Annotated in this window: 10 protein-coding genes and 1 riboswitch; of the genes, 5 read left to right on the forward strand and 5 right to left on the reverse strand. The window is 47.3% G+C overall.

The window, feature by feature from the left end; translation table 11 throughout:
• Positions 1–31 precede the first annotated feature (31 nt).
• Complete coding sequence (locus BLR50_RS12160) at positions 32–688, forward strand: peroxiredoxin (RefSeq protein ID WP_092642700.1); 657 nt, start codon at positions 32–34, stop codon at positions 686–688.
• Between the two features lie 97 nt (positions 689–785).
• Here the strand turns inward: BLR50_RS12160 and BLR50_RS12165 are convergent, their stop codons facing one another.
• Positions 786–1,385, reverse strand: a complete 600-nt coding sequence (locus tag BLR50_RS12165; protein ID WP_092642703.1) for a TIGR04100 family radical SAM protein — start codon at positions 1,383–1,385, stop codon at positions 786–788.
• A gap of 347 nt (positions 1,386–1,732) precedes the next feature.
• On the opposite strand from BLR50_RS12165, the gene BLR50_RS12170 reads away from it, so the two are divergent.
• Positions 1,733–2,239, forward strand: a complete 507-nt coding sequence (locus BLR50_RS12170; protein WP_092642706.1) for a TIGR04002 family protein — start codon at positions 1,733–1,735, stop codon at positions 2,237–2,239.
• A gap of 167 nt (positions 2,240–2,406) precedes the next feature.
• Here BLR50_RS12170 and BLR50_RS12175 read toward each other — a convergent pair whose 3' ends face one another.
• A complete protein-coding gene (locus BLR50_RS12175) occupies positions 2,407–3,585 on the reverse strand; it encodes a serine hydrolase domain-containing protein (protein WP_092642709.1) in 1,179 nt (392 codons plus the stop codon).
• A 197-nt stretch (positions 3,586–3,782) separates the two neighbouring features.
• Positions 3,783–3,866: riboswitch (cyclic di-GMP riboswitch) on the forward strand.
• Between the two features lie 71 nt (positions 3,867–3,937).
• Between BLR50_RS12175 and BLR50_RS12180 the strand changes: the two genes are divergently transcribed.
• Both BLR50_RS12180 and BLR50_RS12185 read left to right on the forward strand, forming a co-directional pair.
• Positions 3,938–5,608 carry a methyl-accepting chemotaxis protein gene (locus BLR50_RS12180; RefSeq protein ID WP_162840426.1) on the forward strand — a complete coding sequence of 557 codons (1,671 nt, stop codon included), beginning with the start codon at positions 3,938–3,940 and terminating at the stop codon, positions 5,606–5,608.
• 186 nt (positions 5,609–5,794) lie between these two features.
• A complete protein-coding gene (locus BLR50_RS12185; protein WP_162840427.1) occupies positions 5,795–6,373 on the forward strand; it encodes a Crp/Fnr family transcriptional regulator in 579 nt (192 codons plus the stop codon).
• Here BLR50_RS12185 and BLR50_RS12190 read toward each other — a convergent pair.
• From BLR50_RS12190 to BLR50_RS12200, 3 genes are all read right to left on the reverse strand, one after another.
• A complete protein-coding gene (locus tag BLR50_RS12190) occupies positions 6,370–6,855 on the reverse strand; it encodes an L-2-amino-thiazoline-4-carboxylic acid hydrolase (protein WP_092642718.1) in 486 nt (161 codons plus the stop codon). The two genes, BLR50_RS12185 and BLR50_RS12190, sit on opposite strands and share 4 nt — an antisense overlap.
• 112 nt (positions 6,856–6,967) lie before the next feature.
• Positions 6,968–8,173, reverse strand: coding sequence for an SDR family NAD(P)-dependent oxidoreductase (locus BLR50_RS12195; protein WP_092642721.1), 1,206 nt, complete (start codon positions 8,171–8,173; stop codon positions 6,968–6,970).
• Positions 8,174–8,198: 25 nt separating this feature from the next.
• Positions 8,199–8,582, reverse strand: a complete 384-nt coding sequence (locus tag BLR50_RS12200; RefSeq protein ID WP_092642724.1) for a VOC family protein — start codon at positions 8,580–8,582, stop codon at positions 8,199–8,201.
• Positions 8,583–8,971: 389 nt separating this feature from the next.
• On the opposite strand from BLR50_RS12200, the gene BLR50_RS12205 reads away from it, so the two are divergent.
• On the forward strand, positions 8,972–9,346 hold the full coding sequence (locus tag BLR50_RS12205) for a type II toxin-antitoxin system PemK/MazF family toxin (RefSeq protein WP_092642733.1): 375 nt from the start codon (positions 8,972–8,974) through the stop codon (positions 9,344–9,346).
• Positions 9,347–9,561: the final 215 nt, after the last annotated feature.

The following is a 9,561-nucleotide window of genomic DNA, read 5'->3' on the forward strand; positions in this document are numbered from 1 at the left end:
TCGCCGCTTACACGGCGAGATTGGAGTTATTATGGATAATGTACACTTAAATATCGGAATGCGAGCGCCTGATTTCAGCGCTACCACAACCTTCGGGCCGATAAAGCTCTCGGATTTTGCGGGTAAGTGGCTGGTATTCTTTTCTCATCCCGGCGATTTTACACCGGTTTGCACCACCGAGTTTATCGCGTTTGCCCGTGCGAGCCAGCAATTTAACGATATCGGCACAAAGCTTTTGGGGCTTAGCATCGACAGTAACCCGTCGCATCTGGCTTGGGTTTATGCCATCTATGCGACAACCGGGGTACAGATACCTTTCCCGGTGGTTGCAGACAGAACCGGAGAGGTTGCCCGATTATACGGCATGATTGCCCCTGACGCCAGCACGCAGGAGACCGTGCGTAATGTGTTTATCATTGACCCTAATCAGATTATCCGCGCAATCTTAATCTACCCGCTTACGAACGGCCGAAGCATACCTGAAATACTGCGGCTGGTAATGGCGCTGCAAAAAACAGATAAAGACAAGGTAGTCACCCCCGCAAACTGGATGCCCGGCCAGCCGGTGCTCGTTCCGGCACCCAAAACGTATGATGAGCTGTTGCTGCGGCAGACCAACCCCCAAAGCCAAAACCTTACCTGCCAAGACTGGTTCTGGTGCTACAAAGAGCTTCCTGCCGGGCAATAAGCCTTTCAAAAACCGTACTTATTTCTGCAAGCACACAAAAGCCCTCGGGAAAGCTCTTTGAAAAGAGCGACTCCCGAGGGCTTACTATTTACTTGGATTATCCTTCGTATACCCGAACGCGCAACGGAATGCCCATCTCGTCGGCAAGCTTCTGGCAGGCCTCTATCTCCTGCTTCGGGATGATATCCACTACCGAAAAGATTACCCGCTCCACCGACTGCATGCAATCACGTGCAAACTGCAGCATGGCCGGAAAGGCGTTCTCACCAAAGCTGGGGCGGCAAACGGATTCGTACTCCTTCGCGTTGGAGGCGTTAAGGCTGATAGACACCGTATCCACCAGCCCCTTGAGCAGGTGGGCAGTGGGCTTGCCGTTAATAAGGTCTGAGAGCCCGTTGGTATTTAAGCGTATCTTTAGTTTGCTTACACGGCGCAGGTATTCGCAGGTTTGCAGCACGATATCAAGCCGTTCCATCGGTTCGCCATAGCCGCAAAATACCACCTCGGTAAAGCCGGTAATATCGATTGCTTCAAACGCCTTTACAATCTCCTCAAAGCTCGGTTCGTGTTCCAGCCACAGCGAGCCGCTGTCGCCTACCGTGTCCCCGTTTTGGCGAATACAGAAGGTACAGTTGCAGGAGCAGCGGTTGGTTACATTTATATAAAGCTTTCCGCCGTATTTATAAAAGATGGTCATGCGTTCATTCCCCCTTGATAACAAGGCTATTATATATCATCCTGAATCGTATAACAATTATGAGCAGGATTATTTGGGTTGCTTGTTGAATGATAGAATTCATCAAACTGCATAGATGCTGACGCAACAGAAAGCTACGTTTTCTGTTATTCTTACACAACACCCTTCTGAAGCAGGCTGAATCTTTGCAGAGTATAGTGAAATTGTTGTGGCAGAAAGTTATACTATACTAATTGTTTGGTTAAAAACACGAATTTTCATGCTTACTAATCACTTCGCCGAACTTTTGTAATTCACCATCTATATGGCTATACTTTTACTATATCAGTTTAATCGGAGGAGTTCTTATGCGCAGCGGCTACAAACGGCTAATCTTCACCGCGGTATTCATCGCGCTCATCTTTATTACTACAGCTTATATTCTTCATATTCCCGCGGGAAACGGGTATATTCATATCGGCGACAGCCTAATATACCTTGCGGCCAGCTGCCTGCCTGCTCCGTTTGCCATGGCTGCCGCGGCTCTTGGTGCGGGGCTTTCGGATGCGCTTACAGGCTTTCCGCAGTATATCCTGTTTACAATCATCATTAAGCTGCTCAACGCGCTGTGCTTTACGGGCAAAGGTACCAAACTGCTGACTAAGCGCAACATCGCAGCGCCCTTTGTAAGTGCTTTAATTACGATTGCGGGTTATTATCTTGCCGATGTATTTCTTTATGGAAGTTGGGTATCACCGCTTGCCACCATCCCCCAGAGCCTGATACAGGCCGGAGGCAGCCTTGCGGTTTATTTAATACTGGCATTCGCGCTGGATAAGCTTGATTTTAAAAGGCGCGTACTGGGCGCGCTTTAAAACTTAAAATATAGAGGCCTCATCCTGTTGACGGGGATGGGGCCTTATTTAATTTGAATTATATTGGTTTCGCCCTATATCTTGGCGGCTGCAGGTGACTTTTATGCTTCTGATTTTCTTTTAGTATTGTCTGATTCCCTCTTGTGTTCATAACACTGCCCCTGGCTTTATTCAACCACCGCCTGCGCCACAAAGTCGGCGACAATACGCTGCGTATCTAGCCCGTCTTTCGACGACAGATTAACACCGGCGGTAACCACGGCTACCATATTCTGTTCGGGGAAGATGATAATCTTCTGCCCGCCGGCACCGTCAGCCTGATAGGTAAAGATATCTTTTCCTGTTGCAGTATTCGTCGTTTTCCTCATCCAGAAGAGATAGCCGTAATCCACCCCGTTTTCAACGGAAATCTGCTTTGTTGAAGATTCCTTTACCCACTCGGCGGGGATTACCTGCTTTCCATCCCATATGCCGTTGTTCAGGTAGAGGTAGCCGAACCTGGCCATGTCCTGCGGGGTTAAATACAATCCGGCGCCGCCGCCGTAACAGCCGGTGGAATCCTTATCCCAATTCTTTGCGTTGATACCAATCTGCGAGAACAGATATTTCTGGGCAAAATCCTTTGTACTGATGCCCGAGGTATTTGTAATGATACGGGAAAGGAAATGAGTAAGCCCGGTATTATAAACAAACTTTTCCCCCGGCTTATCCACGAGAGGCTTCTTTAGGGTGTAGGCAAACCAATCGGGGCTGGAGAAGAAGGAGTAATAATCTTTGTCGATGCTCTCTAAGCCGCCGCTCATAGTGAGTACGTTCTTAACCGTAATATCCTTCTTACGGATATCATCAATATCTTTGTAATAATCCGGCAGAAGCTCAGACACCTTCTGATCGATCCCGGTTATAAGCCTTTCACGAATCGCAATACCCGTTAAAGCCGAAAGCACACTCTTTGTAACGGAATAAACCGGGTTGGCGTTCTCGGCACTCATACCCTGATAATACTTCTCGTAAACCAGATACCCGTGCCGAACCACCAGCAAGCTGTAAACATTGGGGTAGTTTTCGGCAATACGTGCGTCAGCCTTTGCAAGAATGTCAGGGTTTAGTCCCTGCTCCTTCGGGGATGCTTTGCTCCACTCCTGAGTGGGCCAAGGCGCTTTTTGCGAACTGCCCTCTGACGCGGCCGATACACTGCTTTCGACTACTGCGGCAGAGGATGCCGCTTCTGAAGACGAAACGGAGGATACTTCCACACTGCTGACTGCTGCCGCCGCGTTATTTACACATCCTGTAATGGACATCATTGTAATCAATGATACCAGAAATACAAATAACTTTTTCATACCCGGTATACTCCTTACGATCCCATATATGTAGTATTTTTGATTATATCATAGAAGTCTGCTTTAATAAACAAAAAAATGCAACATAAATCCGGTATAGTCCACCTAAAATTCGACAATATTTTCACATTTCTATTGACATTTTAATGTCAAACAATCATAATTAGGGTAACAACCTACCTCCAAAACTCAATATAATTATGTAAAGGCAAACCTTCCGAAAGGTTGGGACGCAAAGCTTCAGGTCTAAGGTTTTTTACTATGACAGCTGGGCTACCATATTTCGTAAACGAGCTATGGCTAAGCAGCCATGGCTTTTTATTATCAACCTACTACAAATGGAGGAATCGTCGTGAAAAGGTTAAAGGATTTATCGATCAAACGCAAGCTGATCTCTGGCTTTCTGGCAGTCTGTATTATCACTGCACTTGTAGGAGCGGTAGGTATTTTCGGCATGATTCAGCTTAACGCCGCCAGTGAGAAAATGTTTGAAAAGCAAACCGCTCCCCTTCATGACCTGACAGTAATTATTGATACCATCAGCCAAATACGTATTCAAATGCGTACTGCGGCATTATGGGCCGATAATGCCGAGAAATTGAATTCCGCACAAAAGGAATTCGAGGGATTAAAAGCTAAGATGACCGAGGCAATGGATGCCTATATGCCAACAATTTCAAGCAGTGAAAGCATCAAACTCGCGGCTGAGGCAAAACAACTGTATACCGAAAAGCTCATACCCGGAGCCGAAAAAATATTCAAAGCAGCGCAAAGCGGAAATATCGTACAAACGAGAGATGTCGGCTCCGAATTAACCGAGCCTATCAATAAAATCAGTTCTAATTTTAATCAGTGTCTGGAGAATAAGATTGAAAATGCATCCAAGATTAATGAGTCAAATAAGCTGTTGGCATTGATATTAATAATCATTTTGGGTGTGGTAATGCTGCTGGGGATTTTTACAGCAATATTCCTTGGCAGCTTGATTGCCAAGAGAATCAGTCAGCCCATTGCACAGGTTGTTGCGGCTGCGGATGAACTGGCGCTGGGCAATACCAATATTTCGGTTGATGCCGACAGCGATGACGAAACCGGTATGCTTGCCAGCGCGTTTAACCGCATGATTACAGGCATTAAGGAACAAGCCGATATCGTTTCCTCCATCGCCGACGGAGATTTAAGCGTAGAGGTTACCCCCCGCTCTGAACAGGATACCCTTGGTATTGCCCTAAAGCAGACAAGTGAAAAGCTGAATAAGATATTAAGCAACATCAACATTGCCGCCGAGCAGGTTCTGGCAGGCTCGGAACAGGTGTCAATCGGCTCACAGACCCTGTCGCAGGGTTCGATTGAGCAGGCCAGCTCTGTTGAACAGCTTTCTGCCTCTCTGGAAGAGGTATCTGCGCAGGTAACCGAGAATGCGGAAAGCATCCGTCAGGTTGTAGGCCATATTGAGGAAGCCTCTGCCGGCGTAAACAAATGCAACGACCAGATGCAGCTGATGCTGAAATCCATGGCCGAAATCAGTAATTCCTCCAACCAAATCTCGAAAATTATCAAGGTTATTGATGATATCTCTTTCCAGACCAATATCCTTGCCCTGAATGCCGCGGTTGAAGCTGCCAGAGCCGGTGCAGCCGGAAAGGGCTTTGCGGTGGTTGCGGATGAGGTTCGGAGCCTTGCCTCCAAATGCGCCGAATCAGCCAAGCAGACGACGGTTTTAATAGAGAATTCGGGTAAAGCGGTAGAAAATGGTGCTAAGATAGCCGAAGACACTGCGGTATATCTGGAGGAGGTTAAAAAGGTTGCGGCACAGATTAATGTTGTGATTACGCGAATAGAGAGCGCCTCCAGCAATCAGGCTGAAGCCATTCAGCAGATTAACGCCGGGGTGGAGCAGATTTCTGCCGTTGTGCAAAACAACTCCGCAACCGCCGAGGAAAGTGCCGCCTCCAGTGAGGAGCTGTCTGCTCAGGCCAAGATGCTGAAGGAGCAGATTGCATCCTTTAAGCTGCAGGACTGATAAGCAAAATACATACAGCATTTGAAATGGCTGCCCATACGCGTGCAAAACGTTTATAGGCAGCCATTCTATTTGAGCAGTTTACACCTTTAAAAAGCAATCAGTTGCTTTTACAGTTGACATACCATATCAAGTTGCGCTATTTTACTGTTATAAAAGCTGCTTCTTCAGGGAGGGATGATTGGAGTGGAATCCTGTTATCAAATGCTATACAAGCACCTTGAAGCATTAAAGCTCAGCTGCACAGAGATAGATGACATTGCACAGCTTTTTTCACCAAAGCGTTATGCAGCCGATGAATTCTTCGCTCAAATCGACGAGCCCTGCAATAAAATAGGGTTTATCAATAACGGATTATTTTATATGTATACCTTGCAGAATGACGGCACACTGTTTGTGAAGGAATTTATCGGCGAAGGGCAGTATCTGCTGGCGGTATTGGATACCGAAAAGCCCAGCGATGTAGGTATACGGGCCGTTACTCCTTCGGTGATTCTGGAGGCGCGTTACAGCGATATTGAGCATCTGCTTGCCCGTTACCCTAGATTAGCGCAGCTTAGCCGGAAAAAGACAGAACAGGAACTGGAGATTGCCTTAAACCGTATGCAGCAATATGCGGTGATGCCGGCAGCGCAACGGTATGAACAGTTTCAGCAGCAATACCGTCGTTATGAGCAGCTTATACCGCAGCATTTGACGGCGGCATATCTTGGTATTACGCCCACACATCTGTGCAGGCTCAAGGCGCGGCAAAATGGGGTTTAAGCCTTGTAATAATAGAAATGGTCACAACAATCGTCACCCTGCATTAATGTCTTACTGCGCTTTAATCCGATAGCAGGGTTGAAGGCATCGGTTATGGCTGGGTCGGTACAACAGGTGTGACGGTACATCCATTCTGTGGCGCCCGTTTCCTTTGCCATATCAAAGAACGGGCATTTTGTGCAATGAATCTGTACACCATCCGGCTGCTTTTCAACGCTGTATTCGCAACCTCTAAAACGCAGCGGCTCCCACAATAAGGCGATCAAGGCTTCGATCGAGTGGTCCTGCTGCTGTGAGGCGATAGCCCGCCATTGCTGCCGCGCCTTTTCGCATTCGGCCTGTTCAACAATGTCCAGCACCCCATCGCCAAAATGTTTTCTGAGTGCCTCTATGAGCATTGTTTTATCCTGCGTATGCATTTCATTAACCTGTTTTATGCGCATAAATAGTTCCGCCCGGCTGATTGCTTCTGTTGCATTCATTTATTAAACCCTCCGTTAAAATGTATCGTGCTATAAGAATACTCCAAAATGCAACATGCCGCATCAACATAGGTTGATGCGGCATCGGTTTTCTCTTTATGTATTTTATCCTTTAGCGAAGTAAGCTTAGGATGGTATCGACATCCTTTATCCACCCCTGAATAATTTCAGAGTTCTCCCGCAGCTTTTGCGGATTCTTCTCGTAGCCCTGCAACAGATGACATTGATGCTCGTAATACTGCTTGAGTTTTTTCATCAGCATCGCCTGCTTGACAATCCCTGCGGCATCCCCCGTATCGGCCTGCTGCTTAATAGTATCCATGCAGCCCTTCATTTCATCTGCCGACATCCCGGTGGTCTTTTTAAAGTCACGCAATACCCACTGCCGCTCAAAGACATTTCGCTCAAACCAACCGGTATATTGTTCGGTAAAGGTCTGCACCAGCTTTCGTGCAGCCGTGGTAATGATTCCGAACTGTTCGGGGGTAAGCTCCTGCGGTGCTGTGTCACCGTTATCCTCGCCTCGATAAACTCCCGCGTCAATCAGCGCCTGAATTGAACCAATCTCCTGCCCTCTGTAGCGCTGCGCCATAGCCACCGATACCGCAAACCCTACTCCGGCGGTTTCTTCATCAAGCATCTTGCTTTCGTTCATCTTGTAAAATTCGTCCGGCGAAAGTCCCATCAAGGCCGCAACCTTTTGGATCTCCCGAACAGCGGTAGCGGTTTTTACAAGCCCCGGGCCGATTGAATAGGTGATAATATCGGCATCCTCAAGCTCGCCTGCCAAGGTATTGCACAACTCTACCTGTGCTGTTTTAAACACCTCGTAGGCACCCATATAGGGGGCGGCACCCGAGGAGGGCACAAACACAATCGTACCGCGGTTACGCTGCATCATCTGGGGCAAAAAACGCTTTGTCAGCATCACGGGTGCCCGAAGGTTTACACCGTAGCTGGTATCCCAGTCTTCAATACTCAATGTATCAACCGCACCGACCGGCGTTACGGTGGCATTGTGGAATAGCACATCCACCCCGCCGAATTTATCGACAGCAAAGGTATAAAGGGCATCCACCTGTTCATCCTTACTGATATCCATCGGATAAAAACAAGCCCTATCGGTATTCAGTTCAGCGTTAATACGATCAGCCGCATGCTGACCGGCCTCCCGGTTAATCTCCGCGATAATTACAGTTGCCCCAAGCCAAACTAAAGCGCGCGAGGCTTCATATCCAATGCCGCCTCCCCCGCCCGTCATTAGTACCACAGAACCGTTCAGGCAGCCCTTGGCAAGGTTGGTGTTCTCAATAACCATGTCATACCTCTGTTGTTTATTAAGGTTAAATACCCTTTAAGCCAAAGCCCAACCACCGCCCGTCGATATCCTCCACCACAAATTCGTGGTTGTGGTAATCGGTGTTGGAAAGCGGCCGAACCACCTTCGCGCCCGCATCCAGAAACTCCTGCTGCAGCGCCTCCTGCCGGTCGGTAATAAAATAGGCATCATAGCCGTAGCCATATAACTCCCGGTTGGGCATTACCCTAGGTACGTTAGCTATGGTAAGAATTATTTCGGTATCATCACGATAAAGGCAGACATGCGGTTCCTTGGCATCGAGATACTGCACCGCCATAAAGCCGAGGACCTTTTCATAATAATCGGCTGTTTTTAAGATATCGGGTGTTGGGAATATGCTGTGTGATTGAAAAAGCCGTTTTTCCATTGTTGAAACCTTCCTTCACATACTAAGCCGCTTAGCAAATTATCTTTAAAGATAGACTTGTCGTATTATATTACATAATTATACCATAATTGATGCAGATAGTAAACAACAATAAAGGCTGAATAAGTCTAAAACCACTGAGTATTGTCATATCGGCAAGGTGCGGAATATACTGTATTGAGAGCTGATCACTTACCTGCACTGATACTGATACCCGGCTGATTGAAAAGCCACATCAGAACGGTGCAATCCTGTTTTTTGCTTCTTTCTCTCCCCTAATGAAGCAAAAGATGATTAACAACCAAGGTTTACGGCAAAACTATTGTTGCCGGTAATAAGCTGATGAGCAAAGCCGGATGAAGAAACTTAAAAAAACGGAGCGTGAGAACGTGGCTGTTAAAAGGGGAGATATCTACTATGCCGACCTAAGCCCTGTTGTAGGGTCGGAACAGGGCGGAATCAGACCTGTACTGATAGTTCAAAACGACGTAGGAAACAAATACAGCCCTACCGTAATTGCCGCTGCAATTACAAGCCAAAAGGAAAAGAACAAGCTGCCGACACATATCACCCTGGAATCCGAGGGCTGCGGACTTTCAAAGGAATCGGTGGTGCTGCTGGAGCAGATACGAACCATCGACAAACGCAGGCTGAAGGAACGTATGGGGCAGCTGGATGACGGCTCGATGGAGCGGGTGGACAGAGCACTGTCCATCAGTTTTGGTCTTCAAACGGAGGGCAGACCGCGCGAGGAGCTTACATAGGCTAAGCCTACCCGCGCGCAAAAAGGGAGCAGTTTTAAAGCTGCTCCCTCAGACCGCTGACAAAGTCCAAGTCAGCGGTCTATTTTTATGCAAAAAAGGGAGAAAATATATGAAAAATATGGTATAATAGAAGGGAAGAAAACCGCATGAAATGAGGAAAAATCAATGCTTAATACAGGGACAAACCGACAAGAAAAAATGGAACTGGTAATCAT

This window comes from Acetanaerobacterium elongatum, from assembly GCF_900103835.1.
Lineage (GTDB): Bacteria > Bacillota > Clostridia > Oscillospirales > Ruminococcaceae > Acetanaerobacterium > Acetanaerobacterium elongatum.

Coding starts and splice junctions, on each gene's coding strand:
- BLR50_RS12160 (WP_092642700.1), top strand. CDS start 32: ATGGATAATGTACACTTAAATATCGGAATGCGAGCGCCTGATTTCAGC.
- BLR50_RS12165 (WP_092642703.1), bottom strand. CDS start 1,385: ATGACCATCTTTTATAAATACGGCGGAAAGCTTTATATAAATGTAACC.
- BLR50_RS12170 (WP_092642706.1), top strand. CDS start 1,733: ATGCGCAGCGGCTACAAACGGCTAATCTTCACCGCGGTATTCATCGCG.
- BLR50_RS12175 (WP_092642709.1), bottom strand. CDS start 3,585: ATGAAAAAGTTATTTGTATTTCTGGTATCATTGATTACAATGATGTCC.
- BLR50_RS12190 (WP_092642718.1), bottom strand. CDS start 6,855: ATGAATGCAACAGAAGCAATCAGCCGGGCGGAACTATTTATGCGCATA.
- BLR50_RS12195 (WP_092642721.1), bottom strand. CDS start 8,173: ATGGTTATTGAGAACACCAACCTTGCCAAGGGCTGCCTGAACGGTTCT.
- BLR50_RS12200 (WP_092642724.1), bottom strand. CDS start 8,582: ATGGAAAAACGGCTTTTTCAATCACACAGCATATTCCCAACACCCGAT.